Annotated in this window: 13 protein-coding genes and 1 pseudogene; 7 read left to right on the top strand and 7 right to left on the bottom strand. The window is 58.3% G+C overall.

The window, feature by feature from the left end:
• Positions 1–8 precede the first annotated feature (8 nt).
• The 4 genes from KBF66_RS06800 to KBF66_RS06785 all read right to left on the bottom strand — a co-directional run bounded on the left by KBF66_RS06800 (position 9) and on the right by KBF66_RS06785 (position 11,268).
• The gene (locus KBF66_RS06800) at positions 9–3,920 is read right to left on the bottom strand and encodes an EAL domain-containing protein (RefSeq protein WP_296654385.1); all 3,912 of its coding nucleotides are present in this window, start codon (positions 3,918–3,920) and stop codon (positions 9–11) included.
• Positions 3,917–7,282: a diguanylate cyclase gene (locus KBF66_RS06795; protein WP_296654383.1), complete on the bottom strand. Its 3,366-nt coding sequence runs from the start codon at positions 7,280–7,282 to the stop codon at positions 3,917–3,919. The genes KBF66_RS06800 and KBF66_RS06795 overlap by 4 nt, the downstream gene beginning before the upstream one ends.
• Before the next feature lie 45 nt (positions 7,283–7,327).
• Positions 7,328–9,217 carry an ATP-binding protein gene (locus KBF66_RS06790; protein ID WP_296654381.1) on the bottom strand — a complete coding sequence of 630 codons (1,890 nt, stop codon included), beginning with the start codon at positions 9,215–9,217 and terminating at the stop codon, positions 7,328–7,330.
• Positions 9,218–9,285: 68 nt separating this feature from the next.
• Positions 9,286–11,268: a PAS domain-containing hybrid sensor histidine kinase/response regulator gene (locus tag KBF66_RS06785; protein ID WP_296654379.1), complete on the bottom strand. Its 1,983-nt coding sequence runs from the start codon at positions 11,266–11,268 to the stop codon at positions 9,286–9,288.
• Positions 11,269–11,444: 176 nt separating this feature from the next.
• Here KBF66_RS06785 and urtA point away from each other — a divergent pair, with 176 nt between their 5' ends.
• From urtA to urtE, 5 genes are all read left to right on the top strand, one after another.
• Positions 11,445–12,719, top strand: coding sequence for an urea ABC transporter substrate-binding protein (gene urtA, locus KBF66_RS06780; protein ID WP_296654376.1), 1,275 nt, complete (start codon positions 11,445–11,447; stop codon positions 12,717–12,719).
• Between the two features lie 152 nt (positions 12,720–12,871).
• Complete coding sequence (urtB, locus tag KBF66_RS06775; protein ID WP_296654373.1) at positions 12,872–14,443, top strand: urea ABC transporter permease subunit UrtB; 1,572 nt, start codon at positions 12,872–12,874, stop codon at positions 14,441–14,443.
• 2 nt (positions 14,444–14,445) lie between these two features.
• Positions 14,446–15,561 (top strand): urea ABC transporter permease subunit UrtC, encoded by a 1,116-nt coding sequence (gene urtC / locus KBF66_RS06770; RefSeq protein ID WP_296654371.1) that lies wholly within the window; start codon positions 14,446–14,448, stop codon positions 15,559–15,561.
• On the top strand, positions 15,558–16,439 hold the full coding sequence (urtD, locus tag KBF66_RS06765) for an urea ABC transporter ATP-binding protein UrtD (RefSeq protein WP_296654370.1): 882 nt from the start codon (positions 15,558–15,560) through the stop codon (positions 16,437–16,439). Before urtC ends, urtD begins: the two co-directional genes overlap by 4 nt.
• A 2-nt stretch (positions 16,440–16,441) precedes the next feature.
• A complete protein-coding gene (gene urtE, locus KBF66_RS06760) occupies positions 16,442–17,134 on the top strand; it encodes an urea ABC transporter ATP-binding subunit UrtE (protein WP_296654367.1) in 693 nt (230 codons plus the stop codon).
• 97 nt (positions 17,135–17,231) lie between these two features.
• Here the strand turns inward: urtE and KBF66_RS06755 are convergent, their stop codons facing one another.
• Together KBF66_RS06755 and KBF66_RS06750 are read right to left on the bottom strand one after the other, a co-directional pair.
• Positions 17,232–19,193, bottom strand: a complete 1,962-nt coding sequence (locus tag KBF66_RS06755; RefSeq protein ID WP_296654365.1) for a sensor histidine kinase — start codon at positions 19,191–19,193, stop codon at positions 17,232–17,234.
• Positions 19,186–19,875: a response regulator transcription factor gene (locus KBF66_RS06750; RefSeq protein WP_296654363.1), complete on the bottom strand. Its 690-nt coding sequence runs from the start codon at positions 19,873–19,875 to the stop codon at positions 19,186–19,188. Before KBF66_RS06750 ends, KBF66_RS06755 begins: the two co-directional genes overlap by 8 nt.
• A 215-nt stretch (positions 19,876–20,090) precedes the next feature.
• Between KBF66_RS06750 and KBF66_RS06745 the strand changes: the two genes are divergently transcribed.
• Entirely contained in the window at positions 20,091–20,459 is a 369-nt protein-coding gene (locus KBF66_RS06745) for a hypothetical protein (protein ID WP_296654361.1), read from the top strand.
• Between the two features lie 316 nt (positions 20,460–20,775).
• Positions 20,776–21,093: a hypothetical protein gene (locus tag KBF66_RS06740; protein ID WP_296654359.1), complete on the top strand. Its 318-nt coding sequence runs from the start codon at positions 20,776–20,778 to the stop codon at positions 21,091–21,093.
• Positions 21,094–21,330: 237 nt separating this feature from the next.
• Here KBF66_RS06740 and KBF66_RS06735 read toward each other — a convergent pair.
• Positions 21,331–21,528, bottom strand: a pseudogene (locus tag KBF66_RS06735) (tripartite tricarboxylate transporter substrate binding protein); the annotation flags it as partial.
• Positions 21,529–21,656: the final 128 nt, after the last annotated feature.

The following is a 21,656-nucleotide window of genomic DNA, read 5'->3' as shown; positions in this document are numbered from 1 at the left end:
GCAAGGCGTCAAGCAATCAACAGTTTCTCAAACTCGGCGAGCGGCACCGGGCGGCTGAACAAATAGCCCTGGAAGGTCTTGCAGCCGTGTTTCTGCAGAAAATCCAGCTGTACCTGGGTTTCCACACCCTCCGCAATCACGTTCAAGCCCAGCGTGTTGCCCATGGTGATGATGGTTTGCACGATGGCGGCGTCACTGGGGTCGTGACTGATGTCTCGTACAAACGACTGGTCGATCTTGAGCTGATCCAGCGGCAGACGTTTCAGGTAGGCCAGTGATGAGTAACCGGTGCCAAAGTCGTCCATCGAAAAAGTCAATCCCAGCACTTTGAGTTGATGCATCTTTTCGATCGTGTCCGCCACGTTGTTGATGACGATACTTTCCGTCAGCTCCAGTTTCAGGCGAGTGGGATCAATGCCGCTTTGATCAACGACATGTTTGGTTATCGATACAAAATCGTCTTGCCGGAATTGGCGCGCACTGACGTTAACCGCCAGCTTCAGATCACGGGCAAGTGGGTGGTTTTCCCATGCCTTGAGTTGTGCGCAGGCGGTTTCCAGTACCCAGGCCCCAATCGGCAAAATCAAGCCGGACTCTTCGGCCAACGGAATGAACTGTACGGGTGACACCAGCCCGCGTTGTGGATGTTGCCAGCGGATCAGGACCTCGGCGCTGAGCACCTTGCCGTCGCCATCGACTTGCGCCTGGTAATAGAGCTGGAGTTCATTGCCCGGTAGGGCGTGACGCAATTCAGTTTCAAGTTTGATGCGTTGCTGCAGCGCAGCCTGCATGGCCGGGTCAAAAAAACGCACGGTATTGCGACCTTCGGCTTTGGCGCGGTACATGGCCGTATCGGCGCGTTTGAGTATTTCTTCGGCGTTGTCGGTCGGATCCTGGAAGGTGGCCACACCGATGCTGGCCTGACTGTGGTGTTCAAGCAAGCCAAGTTGGTAACTCTCGCGCAGCGACTGCATGATCTTTTCAGCCACCAGTTCAGCGCGACTCGCCGCCTCGTGGAGTTCGTGCCCCAGGTCGTCCAGGATGATGATGAATTCATCTCCACCCTGGTGCGCCAGACTATCCTGCTCGCGCACACAGCTCTTAAGGCGGCGTGCCACCTCCACCAGCAACATGTCGCCGACTTCATGGCCTTCGGTGTCGTTGATCAGCTTGAAATTATCCAAATCAATCAGAAGCACAGCGCCACAACTCTTGCGTCTGGCGCATAGCGCTACCGAGCGGTGCAGGCGGTCCAGCATCAGCCGGCGATTGGGCAACTGGGTCAGCGGATCGAAGAAAGCCAGGTTGTGAATCTTGGCCTGGGCATCCTTAAGCTGCGAGATGTCAGTGAAGGTTGACACGTAGTGGCTAACTTCGCCTGCCGAGTCCAGAATCGATGAAATCGTCATCCACTGCGAAAAATCCGTGCCGTCTTTGCGGCGATTGATGATTTCACCCTTCCATTGGCCGCTTCGCGCCAGGGACTTTCGCATCATGACAAATAGCGATGCATCCTGTTGCGGTGAGTTCAGAATCGACGGCGTTTTGCCAATGGCGTCTTCGGCACTGAACCCAGTCAGAATGGTGAAGGCCGGGTTGATCCGCACGATGATGTCCTGTGTGTCGGTCACCATCATGCCTTCCTGGGTGTTCTCAAACACGGCAGCCGCTTGTTGCAACTGGCCTTCGGCCTGTTTTCGTGCGCTGATGTCACGGATAAAGATGAAGAGCCGGTCTTGCTCGGCCCAGTAGTTGGTGCTGACCTCTGCATCCCACAGTTCGCCGCCTTTGCGCCGATGCCGGGTCTCAAACAGGTCGCTGCCGATCAGCTTGATGCGTTCAAGACGGCGACGGGCAACATCGGGTGGGTCCTGTATATCCAGATCGGAAACATGTTTCTGTAGCAATTCTTCGCGCGAAAAGCCTGACATCGCAATATAGGCGTCATTTACCTCGTGCAACTGGCCCTGCAGGTCGGCTATCCAGAAGCCATCAAGTGCCGTGGCAAGAATGGCCTGGTAAGTCTGGTTGCTGGCTTTGATCTCGATCTGCGCCAGATGCTGCGCTGTGATGTCGCGGCTAATGCCCAGGATGCCGATTGACTCGCCCTGCATGATGCTGAACGGTGTCTTGATGGTTTGCAGCAGCACCTGCCGGCTGTCGGGGTAAGTCACCCACTCTTCGTTCTGACGCGCCTCACCACTCTGCAGCATTTTCTGGTCTTGCTCGCGAAAAAAGCTGGCGGTCTTGGCGTCAAAAAAATCGAAGTCGGTTCTGCCCACCTGCGCCTGCTCGTCACGCCCGGCAAACGCTTCAAATGCCTTGTTGCAGCCGAGATAATGTCCGTTGATGTCCTTGAAGAAAATCAGGTCCGGAATACTGTCCATCACCCGGCGTAACAGGGCACGTTCACGGGCCAGCGCATTCTCCGCCAAGCGGCGATCGGTGATGTCAAGTGTCATCACGGCAAATTGTCCGGGGCGAATGCGAAAAGCGCGCACGTCAAAATACTTTTTCAATTCGGCGCTGTAGTCCTCAAACGCCGCTGGCTCGCCGGTCAATGTGACACGGCCATAGCGCTCAATCCAGATGGGCTCCAGCGTGGTCAGCACCTCGAGCACCCGTTTGCCAATCAAGGTACTGGCGCGCAGACCGGTCATGGCCTCAAACGCCGGGTTGACCGCGAGAAAGCGGTAGTCAACGGCTACCCCTGCAGTGTCAAAAATCAGCTCATGCACGGCAAAACCACTGCGCATTTCAGTGAACAGGGTGCGAAAATCTGCCTCGCTTTGTGTCAGTCGGACCCGTTCATCGACCAGGGTGTCGAGCATGGCATTGAAGCCGATGGCGATGCTTTTCAATTCACTGAGATGACCGACGGATTCCAGTGGAATGCGGCGCTGCAGGTCACCCTCCTTGACCGCCTGTGTCACAGCTGCACCAATCTGTATTGGGCGCACCGTATAGCGTCGTACCAGCCAAAGCATCAGTCCGGTGAAGAGCACAGGGCCGCCAAACAGCGCGAAATTCTGCTGCCGGGCCAGCGCCAGTTCTGCATCCATGGCAGTGGTGGGGATGCCCATCGACACGATCCAGCGGGTGCCCTCCACCGGCACCACAGCGTAGAGACGATGGATGCCGTCGGTTTGTGAAGTGGTCTGGAAGAAGCCCTGACGTTGTTGGAGCGCCTGCGTGGCCTGGGGGAAGCCGCTGCGATTTTCTCCAACCATTTTGTTGGCATCGCGCGAGCGGGCCAGAATGACACCATCGTCGTCAAATACCGTGCTGACGGTGTCCTTGGGCATGCGGTTCAGGGCACTTTCATTGAGCGGGCTCAGCCGTGTCAGATCAATCCAGGCGGCAATGGCACCGCGTGGGGCGCCGCTGTCGTCCAACAGCGGCAGGCTGATGGGCATGACCCAGCGTCCGGAGATTGTCCCCTTTTGTGCGTGTCCCAGTTGAAACTGCGGTGCCCCGCTGGCGGGGCCGGAGGTCAGCGGTGCTGACAGTCGAGGGCGATCGGCGGCAGCACCGACCACACCGCAAATGAGTTGACCGTCCAGCGTCGATGTGGTCAACACGGTGAAGCCGGGGTGCGACTTCTGAAAATCACCAAAAACCGGGTCGCAGCGGGCGCTGTCGAGCGCGCGAACACTGGCGCGGGCCGACATCGTGGCCAAGAAGTGCTGGGTGTCACTGAGCTTGCGCTCCAGCGTATGGGCTGAAATCTGCGCCAGACTCATGGCCACGGATTCGGTGCGGCTCTGGATGCGCTTGGCTTCGTCCCTGACGCTCCACAGCAAGAAAACCAGCAACGGCAGCAGCAACAACAGCGACAAAGTGGTCAGCACAGCGCCAATGCCCCAGCTCAAGGTTGGTGCAGTCTGGATGGATGGAGACGCAGCGTCGGGTCGGCTCATGCTGCGGGTGTACCTTCCGGGGCGTGGAACCGTACGCGGTTGCGACCAGCATCTTTGGCCGCGTACATGGCGGCATCAGCCCATTTCAATATGTCCGCCTGACTGTTCTCGTGGTTGACAAAGAGTGCGACACCCAGGCTGGCAGAGCAATGGTGTTGCACCGTGATCTCTGGCAAACCCTCGCGGCGTACGGTGAGCGTGTAGGCCTGGGCGAGTGCCATGCGAATTTTCTCGGCAATCACGCCCGCCTGTGTATGTGATTCATGGCGTTCAGTCTTGAGCTCACCGAGCATGACGACGAACTCGTCACCGCCCATGCGGACCACCGTGTCCATCTCCCGCACGCAGGCAGTGAGTCGCCGCGCCACCTCGATCAGCAGCAGGTCACCGGCATCGTGACCGTGGCTGTCGTTGAGTGGTTTGAAATTATCGAGATCAAGAAAGATCAAGGCGCCGTAGCGGCCGGTACGACTGCTGCTGGCCATGGTCAGTTTGAGCCGGTCATCCAGCACCCGACGGTTTGGCAGCTTGGTCAGGGGGTCAAAAAAGGCCAGCTGTCGCACCTGGTCTTCCATCTCTTTTCGCTCTGTCAGGTCAATGTCGAGGCAGAACATTTCGACAGCACCCATTGCGGGCTTGACCAGCACATGGTTGGAAAAAACCTGAACCCGACCGCCACCGCGAGTTTGGAGCGTCAATTCACCGGCTGGAATGGCCACGCCAGTTGTGGCCATCTCAGCCATCGCGGCGGCAACTCCCTCGCGCATTTCGACAGGAATGATCAAGTCAAGCAAGTTGCTGCCGATGGCATCCTGGGCGCTGAAGCCGTACAGCCGTTCAGAGGCACGGTTCCAGAAGGTGATGGTGCCGTCCATCGCGTAGCCTTGTACCGCCACGCCGGCGACGTCTTCCATCATGCTGCGAAACCGTACTTCGCTGTCGCGGAGCAATTGCAACCATCTGCTTTTCTCGATGGCAATGCTGGCCAGTCGCGCCGACTGTTCGATTCGTGCGATGTCGGACACTTCGGGTGAATGGGGTGTAGGGTGGTAGATGGCGAACGTGCCCAGCACCTGGCCGCTGGCAGCCAAAATCGGTTGCGACCAGCATGAGCCCAATCCGGCGTTGCGGGCCAGGTCCAGATACGGCGCCCAGTACGGATGAGTGGAGATGTCTTCAACCACTACTCTCTCACCTGTGAACGCTGCTGTGCCGCACGACCCGACGCCCATGCCGATTTCTATGCCTTCCAGCGCGGCGTTGTAGGTTGCAGGCAGGCTTGGACCGATTCCGTGTTCGAGGTAACGCCCATCATCGCTGAGCAACAGGATGCTGCAATAGGCACTGGATTGCAGTTTCTCAACACCCAGAACCAATTGTTCAAGAATCGTCAAAAGGGTTTGATCGCTTGCCAGCAGCTCAAGAATGTGATTGCGAAGATGTTCATCTTGTGTGGCCTGCTTCAATTTGGTGATGTCGGTGTGTGAAATGACCGCACCGTCGCGAACATTCTGGCCAAGGGGCACCACCGTCATGGCAAACCAGCGCTTTTGCTTCGGCGAGTCGCACGGGTATTCCAGGTTGAAGTGAGGAAGACGACCACCAAGCACCGCCTGAATGCCCGTGCTGGCCTCCAGGCTACTGCTGGCATGCGCCTTGTTTTGGGAACGGCAGGCCGTCAGGTAATTGGCGCCAACACCGATCAGCGGCATCGCGGACCCTGGGCCAGCTGAGTTGTCAAGCAAGAAGCGTTGCCAGCTTTCGTTAACGGCTTGAATGATGCCCTGGCTGTCTACCACGGCGATTTCGGCGGTGAGTGAATCCAGGATGGTGTTCTTGAAAGCCTCGCTCTTGGCCAGGGCGGCTTCAGCCTGCTTGCGCTTGCTGATGTCGCTGAAGGTGACCACCACTTGATGCAGGCTGCCATCGGGGTGGAACTGTGGCTTGGCCGTGACCAGCAGCCAGACTCTGTTTTGTTTGGTGGGTCTGAATACCCCCATCACCACATTTTCAATGGCCTTTAGGGTCGAGATGGCTTGAGATACCGGGTGGGTCGGGCCGGGGAAGGGCGAGCCGTCCTCATGAATCACGTCCCAGCCGGGGTCCATCGAGGTTCTTCCCAACAGCTGGTCTTCACTCAGACCGAGTAGCTCCAGCGCCAGCTGGTTGCTCATTACGATCTCCGAGCTGGGCGATTGAATCACCACACCAACCTGAAGATCCGTAACCAGCTGACGATAGTGTCTGGAGCTTTCTTTCAGAGCAGATTCGCGCAGCGCGAGTGTTTGCAGCAAGCGGTTGAAGCCGTCCACCAAGTGACCCAGTTCGTCCGGGCGTCGCACCGGAAGCGCTTGCGGCGTTTCATTGCTGTCGGCCAGGCTCAGCAGCATCTGCACTGTATCGAGCATCGGCGCGAGTTGGCGACGCAGCATCCACCAAGTCAGGGTACCGGCCAAAACGGTCAACAGCAAAGTGGCCAGCAGCAGGCGCTGTTGCATGGCGCGAATGGGTGCAAAGGCCTCACTGGTGGGCAATACGGCAGCCACGATCCAACCGACATCGGGCATATGTTTGTCGGAGACCATCACCTCCACCTGGCGCGGATTGACAAAAATGGCTGACCCGTCTTGACCCTCGATAAAACGGTCAAGCGTTGCATTGAAGCCTTTCGGTGGCAGTTGCTCCATGATGCGTGACTTGTCTGTGGCCGCGACAATCAGACGTTGTCTGGGTGCAACCAGCAAATATCCACCAGCCTCGCCGTATCGATTGGTAAAAACATTGTCCAGAAAACTGGGCTTGCCCAAGTCAATGACGCCCGACAAGGCGCCAATGACCTGTCCATGGGTGTCGCGAATCGGCACGGTCATCCCAAACACCGGCGCACGCAAGACTTTACCAAGGTGGACCTCACTGAGCGTTGATTTCCCTTCCCTCAATGCGGCAATCACGGTCGGGTTGTCCAGGTAGTTCACGCCAATCCGCCCGGTGTTACGGGGCACATCGGCAATGGCGGTGCCGTCGGCGCCGTAGGCCAATACGCCAAAGTTGAATAAGTCCGCCAGTGTGACGTTCTGCTCCAGCAGAGTCTGCATCGCAGCAGAGCCGGCTTGAAGGGCAGCAGCAGATGTTGCTGCCATTTTCTCAAGGGCCTTGCTGCGAATCTCAAAGTCGTGGTTGACCTGCGCGGCCACCAAAGACACGGTTGCGAACTGCTGCTGTCCGAAGACTTGTTCCAAGTCTGCGCGCAACATTCGGGAGGCCAAATACGCCAGCGACCACAGACTTGCCAGAAAGATCACCAGCGTGAACAGGGTGACCCGGGTCTTGATGGACAAACGCTGGAGATGGCTGGGTGACATGGCGGAAGGCTCTGGAAATAACTCTAACACCATGATCGCGCCATGTCACCCATTGTCCTTCGAATCGGTTGGTCTCTGGCCTGCTTGGTGGAACTGGCTTTGCAAGACAGCGACCAGATGGCACAAATCAAAGGGTTTGCCGACATGATCATTCATCCCGGCGGCGAGGCAAGCGGCCCGGTCGTTCGCCATGGCATTGGCTGTCATCGCAATAATCGGCAATTCGAGCAGACCAAGATCATGCCGTATGGCGCGCGTGGCCATGTAGCCATCCATCACTGGCATTTGCAGGTCCATCAAAACGGCGTCAAATGCCCTGGGGTCGCGCTCAAGCAGCGAGACACACGACTGACCGTTGTCGGCAAGTTCAACCCTGGCACCCTCGGAAGTCAGCAGTTCCCGGGCCACTTGCTGGTTGACCATGTTGTCCTCAACGACCAGAAGTCGCATGCCGTGCAGTCCGCTTGCCGTGGGTGCTGGATCTCTGGATGGCCCAGGCGGGCTGTCACGCTGGGCGGACTCGGCGGGTGCCACGGTCTGCGTCGCTTGCGTCGCCAGCGGCAGCTCCAGCGCAAAAGAGAACGTGCTACCACGTCCCATAGTGCTTTCCAGCTCCAGCCTGCCGCCCATCAGGTTCACCATTTCCCTGGAGATTGCCAGCCCCAGCCCGCTGCCGCCAAAACGCCGGGTGGTGGAGGCCTCAGCCTGCGAAAAACCCTCAAAAATGCGCTGCTGATTCTCTGGTGAAATACCGATTCCGCTGTCCTGCACCGAAAAACCCAGACGCACCTGTTCCCCCGTCTGGGCTAGCACCCCGATGCCCAGGCGTACGTGGCCCTGATGGGTGAACTTGATGGCATTGCCCATCAGATTGATCAGCACCTGGCGCAAACGCAAAGCATCGCCGATCACGCTGTTTGGCGCTCTCGGGTCAAGGTCAAACTGCAGCTGTATCGGTTTTTCGGCGAGGTTGGCCGTCAGCACGGCCTCCAGATCGCGGATCAGCTGGTCCAGCCGGAACGGACTTGGATCAAGCACCATTTTGTTGGCTTCAATTTTGGAAAAATCGAGCACGTCGTTGATCAGTCCAAGCAAGGACTTGGCCGCAGCCTCCGCCTTGGTGGTGTAGTCCAGTTGTTGTGACGACAGGTTAGTCTTCAGCGTCAAGGTCAGCATTCCCAGGATGGCGTTCATGGGCGTACGGATCTCGTGGCTCATGTTGGCCAGAAACTGGCCCTTCGCCACTGACGCGGCCTCGGCATGCTGGCGTGCCTCTTGCGCCAGTGCCACCGTCGCGAGAAGGTCTGATTGAGTCACTTGCAAGGTTCTGATGGTGTGGTGGGTGTTGAGGCCAACGACGATCAGTGACACCATGCTGCCAAACAGGGCCAGCGCCAGCAATTGTTCAGGCCTGCCACCCATTTGGAATGCTGCTATGCTGGGGGCCAGCAATGCTGCCACCAGGAACGCCACCATGCCGGCACGCTGTTCGGTCAGGGTGATCATGGCTACCCCGCAGACCGCCAGCACAATGCAAATCAGCAGAGCCAGGTCCGCGCCAGTGGCATACGGCATCAGCAGGCATGGCCCCAGTGCCCAGGCCGCGCCTGCGCTGAAGGACTGAATGATGTACCAGTTTTGCCAGGTTTGGAACACGAAGGCAGATCGTGCGGCACGCGTAAACGCTGCCCACAGCCCGTAACACAGCAAAACGTTCAGCAAAATTGTGCCGACCCAAAAGCCAACCAACCGCTGTGGATAGAACTGCCAAGTCAACACGCCAAAAATCACGGCCGTGGATGCGGTCATGGTCATGTTCAATGGCATCCTGGCATACGCGTCTGCAAGCAACTTGGCCTCCACGGCCGGCTGGTTGGTTTGGGTCAAAATGACTCTGGCGGCGCGGATCAGGTTTTCAACAAGCGTGAGTGCCATGGCGCTGGGCTGGTGGATCTGTCCGGGCGCGATCAAGTGGCGTGGCAAACGGGCCGCAAGCGTGCCACCTAAACGGCAAGCCAGTTGGACAACAACGAGACCAGGCTTGCCAGCTCGATCGGTTTGGCCAGAAAGTCGTCCATGCCTGCTTCTGCGCAGCGCTGTTTGTCATCTTCAAACGCTCCGGCGGTCAGCGCGACGATGGCGCACCGCTGCAAACCGTTCGCCGCTTCCCAGTTGCGGATGCAGCGCGTCGCCTGCAGGCCATCCATCACGGGCATCAGGATATCCATCAGGATCAGATCGTAATTGGTCCCGCCAGTCACGGCGTCGACAGCGGCCTGTCCGTCTTCCACAAAGTCTGCGGTCAGGTTTTGGCTTTCCAGCAACGCTTTGGCCACCATCCGGTTGACCGGGTTGTCTTCGGCGACCAGAATCCGCCCCGTCAACGCTGTGGCGTCGATCGGCCTGGCCGCTGTGGCCGGCAGCCTTTGCGGGCTCGCCTGCGGTTCGGTGGCCACCCGGAACCAGAAGCGTGAGCCAATGCCAACACCGCTTTCCAGTCCGACCTGGCCGCCCATCAGTTCGGCGAGTCGTGCCACGATTGACAGGCCCAACCCGGTGCCACCAAACTGTCGCGTGGTCGAGCTGTCGGCCTGGGTGAACGGCTTGAACAGGAGCGCCTGCTTGTCCGGCGCGATGCCAATGCCGCTGTCGCTCACAGAAAATTCAAGCTGAGGTGTTTTGCCGTCAAGGCTGACTTCGCCGACCTCAAGCTCGACTTTGCCCTGAGGGGTGAATTTGATGGCGTTGCCAAGATAGTTGGAGATCATCTGGCGCAGTCGCAGCGGGTCGCCCTTGTAGTGGCTGCTGCGCAAATGACAAAAGCGGGTCTCCAGCGTCAAGCCCTTGCTTTGCGCCAGTTCTTCAAAGGCCAAGGTGGTGTCGGCCACCAGTTGCTTGAGGTCAAACACGCTTTGGTCCAGCTCCAGTCGGCCGGCTTCGACCTTGCTGAGGTCCAGAATGTCGTTGAGCAGTCGCAGCAGGCTTTGCCCCGAATTCAAGATGGTGCGGGCGTAGTCATGGCGGGTTGCTTCGTCGACTTGCGGCAATTGCAGCATTTGCGCCATGCCCAGGATGCCGTTGAGCGGCGTGCGCAGCTCATGGCTCATGGTGGCCAAAAAGTCGCTCTTGGCGCGGGTGGCGTCCTGCGCCGAACTCAGCGCCTGTTCCAGGTCGGCTTGTTGCTTCTTGCGGTCGGTGATATTGGCGTAGGCCCCCACCACGCGCGCGGGCTGGCCCTGCGCGTCGCGCTCGGCAATGCGACCCCGATCTTGCACCCAGATCACCGTGCCATCTTTTTGCACCATGCGGTGCTCTGAGTGGTAGGTGTCGGTCGCGCCACTCATCAGGGCCTGGATGCGCTGCCACACCATTTGCCGGTCGTCAGCGTGCACATGCGCGGAAAACGCCGCGACGTTGTCGGCAATTTCACCCTCAGAAAAACCCAACAGCCGGTACCACTGGTCGTTGTGCCTGACGATGCCGGTGTCGACCTGCCAGTCCCAGATGCCTTCTTGTGTCGCGGCCATGACATCGCGCAGGCGCTTTTCGCTTTCGGTCACCTTTTGCTGGGCTTTGACGACATCGGTGATGTCATGCGCGATGACCAGGATCTGGTTGTTGCCATTGGCATCCTTGAACGGACGTTTGATCGATTTGTAGTGCCGCCACTCTCCGGTGGCTGCATCCAGACTGTTCTCGAACACCACTTCCGTCTGACCGCGTGCCATGATGCCCAGCACGTTTTCCCTAAAGCCATCGGCTACTTCCTTGGGTACACCAAAATCGTCGTCGTGTTTGCCCACCATGGCCTCCGGCGTCGTGCCATATAGCCGTGCCACGGTCTGGTTGCACAAAAGGAAATCACCGCGTGCATCTTTCAGGACGATGACGTCGGGGATCTCGTCGAAAACCGCCTGGAACAGCGCCAAATTGTGCTCGGCGCTGGACGCCGCGCAAGCCTTAGGTGAGGATCTCGGATCTGGCATGGATGTCTCCGCTTCTGGCAGTACATGATACTGAACAAGCCACCTGCATACGCCACTCGGCGTATTTCACAAATGGCTGAGGATACCTAAAGTTGACCCATCGCTGCATTTCTCCTGTCACCCATCAGTGCCAGACCACCAGCGACATCGGTTTCATCAACTCTGGAGTCGTACCCATGTCAACTTTGAACTCACGTCGTTTCACGCTCAAGGCGCTCACCGCTGCTGTGGCGCTTTCCACCCTCTCGGCGCTGCCCGCGCTGGCGGCCGACACCATCAAGGTCGGCATTTTGCACAGCCTGTCGGGCACCATGGCCATTTCTGAAACCGTGTTGAAAGACACCGTGCTCATGGCCATTGACGAAATCAACGCCAAGGGCGGCGTGCTGGGCAAAAAGCTCGAACCCGTGGTGGTCGACCCGGCGTCCAACTGGCCGCTGTTTGCCGAAAAGACCAAACAACTGCTGGGACAAGACAAGGTTGACGTGATTTTTGGCTGCTGGACTTCGGTGAGCCGCAAGTCCGTGCTGCCGGTCGTGGAAGAAATGAACGGCCTGCTGTTTTACCCAGTGCAGTACGAAGGTGAAGAACTCTCGAAAAACGTGTTTTACACCGGCGCTGCGCCCAACCAGCAAGCCATTCCCGCGGTGGACTATTTGATGAGCAAAGACGGCGGCGCGGCCAAGCGCTGGGTGTTGCTGGGCACCGACTACGTGTACCCGCGCACCACCAACAAAATCTTGCGCGCCTACCTTAAATCCAAGGGCGTGAAAGAAACCGATATCGACGAAAAATACACCCCGTTTGGCCACTCGGATTACCAGACCATTGTGGCTGACATCAAGAAGTTCAGCGCTGGTGGCAAGACCGCTGTGGTGTCGACCATCAATGGCGACTCCAACGTGCCGTTCTACAAGGAACTTGGCAACGCTGGCCTGAAAGCCAAGGACGTGCCGGTGGTGGCCTTCAGCGTGGGTGAAGAAGAACTGCGCGGCGTCGATACCAAGCCGCTGGTGGGCCACCTGGCTGCCTGGAACTACTTCCAGTCCATCAAGAACCCGACCAACACCGAGTTCATCAAAAAATGGTCTGACTACGCCAAAGCCAAGGGCATTGCCGGCCATAAAGACAAACCGCTCACCAACGACCCCATGGAAGCCACTTACATCGGCATCAACATGTGGAAGCAGGCCGTTGAAAAAGCCAAGTCGACGGATGTGGACAAGGTGATTGCCGCCATGGCCGGCCAGACCTTCAAGGCACCGAGCGGCATCGTGAGCAAGATGGATGAGAAAAATCACCACCTGCACAAGAGCGTGTTTATTGGCGAAATCAAGGCCGATGGCCAGTTCAACGTGGTCTGGAAAACCCCCGGCCCGGTGAAAGCCAAGCCGTGGAGCCCGTTCATCGAAGGCAACGACAAGAAGCCTGACGAGCCCGCGAAGAAGTAAGCGCAACGTAGCAAGAGTTGGGGGTCGGATCCGCGCAGCCCAGCGGAGTCGGCTCTGCCCCCCATTCTTGCGGTTTAGAAGACCATGGACCATGACCGTCAGGAAATTGCAGCGTAGGCATGGATGCCGTGCCTACGCTACAGGTTCTTACTATGCTCTATAAATTTCTCGTCACTGCTTTGCTATTTGTAGCTGGTCACGCTTATGCCATAAGCGCTGATGAGGTAAAAGGCATCACAATCGGCGAGACGGATGCGCGCGTTGAGGCGCTGGGCAAAGCGATGCTGACGGCTGATGAAAAGTCCGCCGCATTTCTTCAGGCGCTCGCCGACGATGCCGTCAAGGTCGCTGGCGACAAAGTATTGGTGGTTAAGGACGACAAGGCCTTTGATGCGGTCACGGGCACCGAGCTGCCATTGCCTGCAGAGGCCGAAGATGTGATCAACAACAACCGCATGCGTGGTGAGATCGACTCGGCGCTGGCAGCGCTCAAGCTGTTTTCCAAAGACGACACGGTGCGCGCCGCCGCAGTCAAGCAACTGCAAAGTGATGCTGATGAAACCAAGCTGCCCTTGATCGAAAAAGCCTTGGCCACCGAGCAAAACGCCAGCATCAAAGACCAGCTGGGTATGGTGCGTGCGGCAGCCCTGCTGGGCAGCGCCGATCGGGGCAAGCGCCTTGCGGCCGCCAAGCAGTTGGCGGGCAGTGGCCAGGCCAACACCAAAACCATGCTGCTGGCGCGCCTGGAGCAAGAAACAGACCCCGAGGTGAAGGCGGCGCTGGGCGCTGCGCTGCGCCAGGTCGAGTCTGCCCTGGCCTGGGGCGACCGGCTGGGGGCAATCTTCAGCGGCATCAGCTTGGGCTCGATCTTGTTGCTGGTGGCGCTTGGCCTGGCCATTACCTACGGGCTGATGGGTGTGATCAACATGGCGCATGGCGAGCTGATGATGATTGGCGCCTACGCCACCTATGTGGTGCAGGGTCTGTTTCAAAAGTACCTGCCCGGCGCGTTTGACTGGTATTTGCTGGCCGCCGTGCCGGTGTCGTTTGCCGCTGCCGCGTTGATGGGGGCGGCGCTGGAGCGCTCGGTCATCCGCTTTCTGTATGGCCGCCCGCTCGAGACGCTGCTGGCCACCTGGGGCATCAGCCTGATGCTGATGCAACTGGTGCGCAGCGTGTTTGGTGCGCAAAACGTCGGGGTGGAAAATCCGGTGTGGATGAGCGGTGGCGTGCAGGTGCTGGGCAACCTGTCGCTGCCGTTTAACCGTCTGGTGATCATCGGCTTTGCGTTGTTTGTATTGGGCGCGGTGGCGTGGATGATTGGCAAAACCCGCCTGGGCCTGTTTGTGCGAGGCGTGACGCAAAACCGGCCGATTGCTGCCTGCATGGGGGTGAACACCGCGCGCATTGACACCTACGCCTTTGCGCTGGGCTCGGGCATTGCCGGGCTGGCGGGCTGTGCGTTGAGCCAGGTGGGCAATGTGGGGCCAGACCTGGGTCAGGGCTATATCGTCGATGCGTTCATGGTGGTGGTGCTGGGCGGCGTGGGGCAATTGGCTGGCACGGTCTACGCCGCGCTGGGGCTGGGCGTCCTGAACAAGTTTCTGGAGGGCTGGGCCGGCGCTGTGCTGGCCAAGATTGCGGTGCTGGTGTTCATCATCATCTTTATTCAAAAGCGACCCCAGGGCATTTTTGCCATGAAGGGCCGTTCGGCGGAGGCGTGAACATGACAACCCCAACAAACGCCTTTGCCCTGCCAACACCGGCACCCTTGCTAGGTCGTACCGGCTGGGCTGCCTTTTTGCTCGCGCTGATCGGAGTCTGTGCGCTGGCGCCAGTCCTGAACCTGGTGGTGCCCGCCGACAGTGTGTTTCACCTGAGCGACTATGGCGTCGGCCTGGTGGGGCGCATCATGTGCTACGCCATTTGCGCGCTGGCCATGGACCTGATCTGGGGCTTTACCGGTATTCTGAGTTTGGGGCACGGGTTGTTTTTTGCGCTGGGTGGCTACGCCATGGGCATGTATTTGATGCGCCAGATTGGGCGTGACGGCAACTACAAGAGCGACCTGCCGGACTTCATGGTGTTCCTGGACTGGAAAGAGTTGCCCTGGCATTGGACGTTCAGCGACAACTTTGTCGCCACGCTGTTTCTGATTGTGGCGGTGCCTGGCCTGGTGGCCTTTGTGTTTGGCTACTTTGCCTTTCGCTCGCGCATCAAGGGGGTGTATTTCTCCATCATCACCCAGGCCATGACCTTTGCCGCGATGCTGCTCTTTTTCAGGAACGAAACCGGCTTTGGTGGCAACAACGGGTTCACCGATTTCAAGCGGATTCTGGACATTCCGGTGGCCACACCGTCGATGCGTATGACGCTGTTTGTGCTGACCGGGTTGACGCTGCTGGGTTTCTTTCTGATGGCGCGCTGGTTGGTCACCAGCAAGTTTGGCCGGGTGCTGCAGGCCGTGCGCGATGCCGAGACGCGGGTGATGTTTTGCGGCTACTCGCCCGTGGGCTACAAGCTCACCATCTGGACGATCTCGGCCATGATGTGTGGGGTGGCGGGGGCCTTGTATGTACCGCAAGTGGGCATCATCAATCCGAGCGAGATGAGCCCGGCCAACTCGATCGAAATTGCCATCTGGGCGGCGGTGGGTGGGCGTGCCACGCTGATCGGTCCAATCGTCGGTGCGTTCATTGTCAGCGGTGCCAAAAGTTGGTTGACCGTGGCCTACCCGGAGTTCTGGCTGTATTTTCTGGGCGCGCTGTTTATTGGGGTGACGTTGTTTTTGCCCGATGGCGTGGTGGGCTTGATCAAAAAGATCAAAGGCGGTGCGAAATGACGCCTGATTTGATGGAGCAGGGCGCCCAGCGCATTCAGGCCTACCAGGCGGCGCATCCGGTCAAAGGTGCTGCGACCGAGTCGGGCGGGCGCACTGCGGGTTTCTCGCGACTGGCAATTCCCGGTGAGGTGGACGTCACCCATGGCCGCATCTTGTACCTGGAAGATGTGAGCGTGAGTTTTGACGGCTTCAAAGCCATCAACAAGCTGAGCCTGGACATTGCGCCGGGCGAGTTGCGCTGCATCATCGGCCCCAACGGGGCCGGCAAGACGACGATGATGGACATCATTACGGGCAAGACGCGCCCGGACGAGGGGCGTGTGTTTTTTGGCAGCACCATCGACCTGCTGCGCTACAAGGAGGCCGAGATTGCGCAGATGGGCATCGGCCGCAAGTTCCAAAAGCCCACGGTGTTTGAGCAGTTGACGGTGTTTGAAAACCTGGAGCTGGCGCTCAAGACCAACAAGGCGGTGGGCGCGGCCATGCGCTTCAAGCTGGACTCTGCCCAGAGCGACCGACTTGCCTCGGTATTGCACACCATCCATTTGGCCGAGAGCGTGGCGCGCCAAGCCGGGTACCTGAGCCACGGGCAAAAGCAATGGCTGGAGATCGGCATGCTGCTGATGCAGGATCCCAAACTGCTGCTGCTCGATGAGCCGGTGGCGGGTATGACCGACGAAGAGACGCACCGGACGGCCGAGCTGTTTTTGACGCTGAAGGGGCAGCATTCGCTGATGGTGGTGGAGCATGACATGAGCTTCATCAACACCATTTCGGACATCGTCACGGTGTTGTGCGACGGTTCGGTGCTGGCGCAGGGGACGCTGGCGCAGGTTCAAGCAGATGAGCGGGTGATTGAGGTTTACTTGGGAAGATGAGCATGCTGAACGTCACCAACATCAATCAATACTACGGCGGCTCGCACATTCTGCGTGACGTCAACTTGCAGGCTGAGCTGGGCAAGATCACCGTGATACTTGGTCGCAACGGGGTGGGCAAAACCACCTTGCTCAAAAGTCTGATGGGGCTTGTCCCAATTCGGACTGGCGCAATTGAGTTCGATGGCAAACCCATTCATGCCGCGACGCCCTACGAGCGTGCACGAGCCGGCATTGGTTTCGTGCCGCAGGGCCGCGAGATTTTTGCAAGACTCACGGTCGAAGAAAACCTGCGCATGGGCCTGGCCTACAAACCTGCCGGCACGCCGATTCCGTCCGAACTGTTTGAGCTTTTCCCGGTCCTGAAGCAAATGCTGGTCCGTCGTGGCGGCGATTTGTCGGGTGGGCAGCAGCAGCAGTTGGCCATTGCCCGGGCTTTGGCTGCCGGGCCCAAGCTATTGGTACTGGATGAACCCACTGAGGGCATTCAGCCCAGCATCATCAAAGACATTGGACGCGTCATCCGCATGCTGGCAGACCGTGGCACGATGGCGATTGTGCTGGTTGAGCAGTATTACGACTTTGCCCAAGAACTGGCCGACCAGTATGTGGTGATGGAGCGTGGTGCGGTCAAGGCACGGGGTGAAGGTGCCAACATGGAATCTGATGGCGTGCGGCAGATGGTGGCAATCTGACTTGGCTGTACGGTGCGGACGATCGGTAATGCACCATCGCCTGTAGCAATGAACCACCAGGCGGTGCCGCTCCGCCTGGGCGGGTTCCGTTTTTGATTCAGACCGCTGCAAGGTCTGTGCTTACAGTGTCTGCGGGTTCAGCACTGGTCAAAGGGCTTGTCGGACGCCGGATCGGCAGGCGCACGGTCATGCAAGTCCCTTGCGGCGTGGACTGCCAGTCGATCTGAGCGCCGATGGAATCGGCTCGACGTTGTTGGTTGCTCATTCCTTTGCCGCAGCCACCGAGTCCTTGCGCGGTGTCAAATCCATGTCCGTTGTCAATCACAGAGATGACGACATTCGCCCCGTCAACCCGGGTTGCGACCCGAATGACGCTGGCCTGCGTATGTTTGATGATGTTGGTCAAGGCCTCTTGCACAATCCGCAGGATATGCAGCGCATTGCGGGGATCAAGCCAATCAAGTTCTGGCACACTTTGAACCTCCCAGCGCAGCGCAATGCCGGCGGCTTCCAGGCGCGGCCCCAGCCGATAGCGAAGTGTTGCCAACAGCAAGAGCAGATCGGCCTGCAAAGGTTCCATGGTATCGATGGCGAGCTTGAGGTCGTCGAGGCAGCCCCGAATGACGTCGGCCACATCATTGGCATCCAGTTGACCTTTTTCAATCGCCAGCAAGGCCGTTCGCAGCGATGAGCCCATGCCATCGTGCATGTCCTGCATCATGCGTTGCCGTTCATCGGCCAGCGTTTGGCGATGGGCAATGTCACGCTGGATGCGGTGGCTCTCCCGCAGCTCGGCTTCACGTGCACGCAAACGCTCGGCCAAGCTGGCATTGACTTGCTTGATGCCGTCCAGCGCGCCGACGTAGCGGCGAAACATGATGCTCAAGAACAGCAAGAAAGCCACCAGATTGGTATAAGGACCGAGATAAATGCCTTCAATGTCGATGCGATTGGTTTGCAGCATCCAGTCATACAGCCAGAACACCATACCGATCAAGCACCAGCCGCTAAGTAGTTGCCCATCTTGTGACCCGGCGCGGCGAGACTGAATCAAACCAACCACCCCCACCGTGGTTCCCATGAACATCAGGAAAACATAGGCCAGCGGTGACAGCAAATACACACTGGGCAGGGAAGTCGTCAGGGGCAGAGTGACCACGCTGGTACCCACTGTCATGGCGAGCACCGCCCGATTGAGCCAAGGTAAGGGTCGACGATGCAGGGAGTTCAGAAACAGATGCACCACCGCGATCAGCCAGAACAGCGAGTTGACAGTGAGCCAGCTAAACCACTCATCAGGTACCAGCAGTCGGTTTTTTCCAACATGGTAGTGCAGCGTACGCAAGAATGACGTCAGTGAGACGCAAAAAAACAGCCAGTACAAGGTGTCACCCCGCTGTCTGAACCACACTAGCAAGGAAAACAGACCGGCCCCCAAAAACGCTGCGCTGCTGATGTAGGGCAGCTGAACCTGCAACAGGTAACGCAGGTGGTAGCGCCAGCTGATACTGTCTTCGTCGCCCACCCACACCGTCGAAATGCCGCCACCTGCGTCTTGCGGGCGTTCGATTCGCAGCAGGATAACTCGCGGCGTCACCGCATCGGCCGTTTCATCCAATGGGATCAACAAAGGAATATTCCAGCCGTTCCAAAAAATACTGGCGTGCGATTGGTACAGAAGTCGACCATCGCCGTACACGGCCAACTGACCGTCTGTTTTCCACCGCGCCAGGTAGAGGTAGCGTGGATCGGCCGAGACGCCCAGGTCGGGCAGTTGCAGCCGGTACCAACTGGTCACGGTGCGTGGGAGTGGATGGTTGTCTGGCGGTGTTGCAGGCAGGATATGACGGATGGGCGCATGCGGCAGGACCACTTCGGTCCAGGCAGCCGTGAGCTCGCTGTCGTGGGCTTCGTAAGGGGGTGGGGTATAGCCATGGCTTGGCGTTTCGAGCAACTCGGCCCGCACAAAGTGGAGGGGTGCCAGAGCCCACCCCGGCAGAGGCATCAGCGCCCAGCACAGCAGCGCATAACCCAACCAGCGCCGACAGGTTTCACGCATCCAGCAGTCCTTGATAACGTGCCTCAAAAATCGCCTCGGCTTTGGAGTTCACCTCAAGCTTGCTGTAGATACGCCGCACAAAAGTCAGCACCGTGTGTTTTGACACCGACATCAGCACCGCGATTTCATCTGAAGTAAAGCCCTTGGTAATGAACTCCAGCACCTCTTGCTCCCGTGCCGACAGCGCTGCCCGCGGTTTGCCAGGTGCGGCCAGCATCGTGACCGACGTTGGTTTGTCCTGGGCGCGAAAGCGATTCAGGATCTGGCGCGCAATCAGTGGGCTGATGGGGCTGCCACCAGCATGCAGACTGCGAATTTCGGCCAGCATGTTTTGTGGGGCGCTGTCTTTGAGCAGGTAACCTGCGGCACCCGCCTCCAGCGATTGCATGACGTGCAGTTCATCCCCAAAAGCCGTACTGACCATGATGCCACACTGCGGCCAGCGAGCGTGGGCGGCTCGGATGACGTCTATACCAGAGCCGTCCGGCAAGCCCAAATCCACCAGCAGAACGTCGACAGGTGCCAGCTCAAGCACCTGTAGGCCCTTGGCCCGGCAATTAGCCACCGACTGCAACACCATGTCAGGCGCGCCCTGAATCGTCTCGATCAACGCCTGCTGAAAACTGACATCATCTTCCACGAGGACCACTCGGATCGTGGGGGGGGTGGCATTGGCGGACATGGAAAGAGGCAGGCGCAGATCGGGAGGGTATTCGTGGAATTATCGGCAAGTCTCGGCAGGTCGATTGTGGCGATGATGTTGGCATCCTTCAGCGTTTGGGGATGTCACCAGTTCTAGTGACAGACATACCGGTTCGCGTCAACTAGAGTTGGTGCTGCTGCAAACTCTGGTGCAGCTTGGAATTTGGACCCAAACCACTCTAGAAGGAATACCTGATGAAACTGATGAATCGCGCTGTCTTGCTGTCCGCCATGGCATTGACCAGCTTCTCTGGCGTTGTGTTGGCTGGCGCCGCCGATTTCACCCTGGTCAACAGGACTGGCTACACCTTGCGAGAAGTCTATCTTTCACCCTCTCACAAGGACTCGTGGGGCAATGATCGCATGGGTCAGGGCTATCTGGAAAACGGCAAGTCCCGGCTGTTCAAATTTTCGCCCAAGAGTGCCTGTCAGCAGGACCTGAAGGTGGTGTTTGATGACGACGAGTCGGAAGTGGTGTGGGAGGAATTTGACTTGTGCGAAATCAACAAGATTACCCTTAAATACAGCAGGAAAAACCGCACTGTGTCAGCCGACGTCGAATAAACCCGGACGAGCCCTGCTTGGCAGCGGGGCACAGCTTGACTACAACGCCCACGCCACATAATCATGAAGTGCAACGCAGTGTGCTGGCCGCCCTGTTGCTCAGCTTGGTGCTCGTGACTGGATTGACGTCCTTGTTGATCAATCACCTGTTTGTCAAAACCACCGAACTCACTGAGAACAGGCCTGGCCATTTTTTGAAGGAGACGTGCAACACCTATCCATCTTCCTGGTGATCCGCTGGACTGTGCCCTGGGCGCCGGACGCCACATGCCTTCATCGATTCACTCTCCATACAGCCCATTTTTCCTTTCTGATCATGAATAAATTTCTGGCTCCCCTCCTTTCGACCCTCCTTTTAACGAGCGCTGTGACGGCGTTTGCGGCTGACGACTACAACAAGGTGCCCGCCGGAGACAAGCAATATGCCGCTTGTCTGGCATATTCCAAAAAGAACTACGAGGGTGGCGACGAGAAGAGCCCTGTGGCCGGACAGACCAAGGCACAGGCTTTTTGCACCTGTATGTGGAATGAAACACCAGAGGACTTCAAAGGTGATCTGGCTAAGTTCTCCGAAAGTCCGAAAGGCAAGGCCACCAACAAAATTTGTGAAAAGCACTCCGACTGGCGCGATTGATCTTTTTCCAATCAGCTCCGGCGACCGACTTGGCTTTACCCAAAATACCCCGCTGACCTGGGTTGGGGGATATTGTGGGCACCGACACATCGGCTGACACAGTACGGCTGGCAAAGAGCGTTGACATGGGGAGACATGCTGGAAACAGTCTTGGCCACTGATGAATGGTGGCCGAATCCGTTTTCAGGTGCAGCGGCAGATGAGCAGGAGATGCGGCAACGTGGCCGCTACCTGAAGCTACTGCGTTGAGATGGCCAGTGCTCGGATCAGGCTGCCAAACAGCACAGTATCTGACTTGATGCGATTGGTCAGGCCTTCCGGGGAGGAGCCCACCACTTGCCAGCCCTGGGAAAACAGTTTTTGCCGCACCTCGGCCGAGCGAGCCACCTCGCTGGCAAGACGGGACAGTCTGGCGACGATCGGCGTTGGCATCGACCTATTCACCCGGCAACAAAGTAATGAACGTCAAGCGGCATACTTGACTCGCGGATCTTGGAAGTAGGACACCACTCTGGCCGGATTGGCGGCGAGGGTGGTCATGTGGTTTTGCGTGACAGCCTTGA

The organism is Rhodoferax sp., assembly GCF_018063565.1.
Classification (GTDB): domain Bacteria; phylum Pseudomonadota; class Gammaproteobacteria; order Burkholderiales; family Burkholderiaceae_C; genus Rhodoferax.
Note: the sequence above shows the minus strand (reverse complement) of the source record. Positions and strands in the feature narration are given on the sequence as shown.

Excerpts from the sequence above, each read along its gene's own strand:
- KBF66_RS06800 (WP_296654385.1), bottom strand. The coding sequence starts at position 3,920 with ATGAGCCGACCCGACGCTGCGTCTCCATCCATCCAGACTGCACCAACC.
- KBF66_RS06795 (WP_296654383.1), bottom strand. The coding sequence starts at position 7,282 with ATGTCACCCAGCCATCTCCAGCGTTTGTCCATCAAGACCCGGGTCACC.
- KBF66_RS06790 (WP_296654381.1), bottom strand. The coding sequence starts at position 9,217 with ATGGCACTCACGCTTGTTGAAAACCTGATCCGCGCCGCCAGAGTCATT.
- KBF66_RS06785 (WP_296654379.1), bottom strand. The coding sequence starts at position 11,268 with ATGCCAGATCCGAGATCCTCACCTAAGGCTTGCGCGGCGTCCAGCGCC.
- urtA (WP_296654376.1), top strand. The coding sequence starts at position 11,445 with ATGTCAACTTTGAACTCACGTCGTTTCACGCTCAAGGCGCTCACCGCT.
- urtB (WP_296654373.1), top strand. The coding sequence starts at position 12,872 with ATGCTCTATAAATTTCTCGTCACTGCTTTGCTATTTGTAGCTGGTCAC.
- urtC (WP_296654371.1), top strand. The coding sequence starts at position 14,446 with ATGACAACCCCAACAAACGCCTTTGCCCTGCCAACACCGGCACCCTTG.
- urtD (WP_296654370.1), top strand. The coding sequence starts at position 15,558 with ATGACGCCTGATTTGATGGAGCAGGGCGCCCAGCGCATTCAGGCCTAC.
- urtE (WP_296654367.1), top strand. The coding sequence starts at position 16,442 with ATGCTGAACGTCACCAACATCAATCAATACTACGGCGGCTCGCACATT.
- KBF66_RS06755 (WP_296654365.1), bottom strand. The coding sequence starts at position 19,193 with ATGCGTGAAACCTGTCGGCGCTGGTTGGGTTATGCGCTGCTGTGCTGG.
- KBF66_RS06750 (WP_296654363.1), bottom strand. The coding sequence starts at position 19,875 with ATGTCCGCCAATGCCACCCCCCCCACGATCCGAGTGGTCCTCGTGGAA.
- KBF66_RS06745 (WP_296654361.1), top strand. The coding sequence starts at position 20,091 with ATGAAACTGATGAATCGCGCTGTCTTGCTGTCCGCCATGGCATTGACC.
- KBF66_RS06740 (WP_296654359.1), top strand. The coding sequence starts at position 20,776 with ATGAATAAATTTCTGGCTCCCCTCCTTTCGACCCTCCTTTTAACGAGC.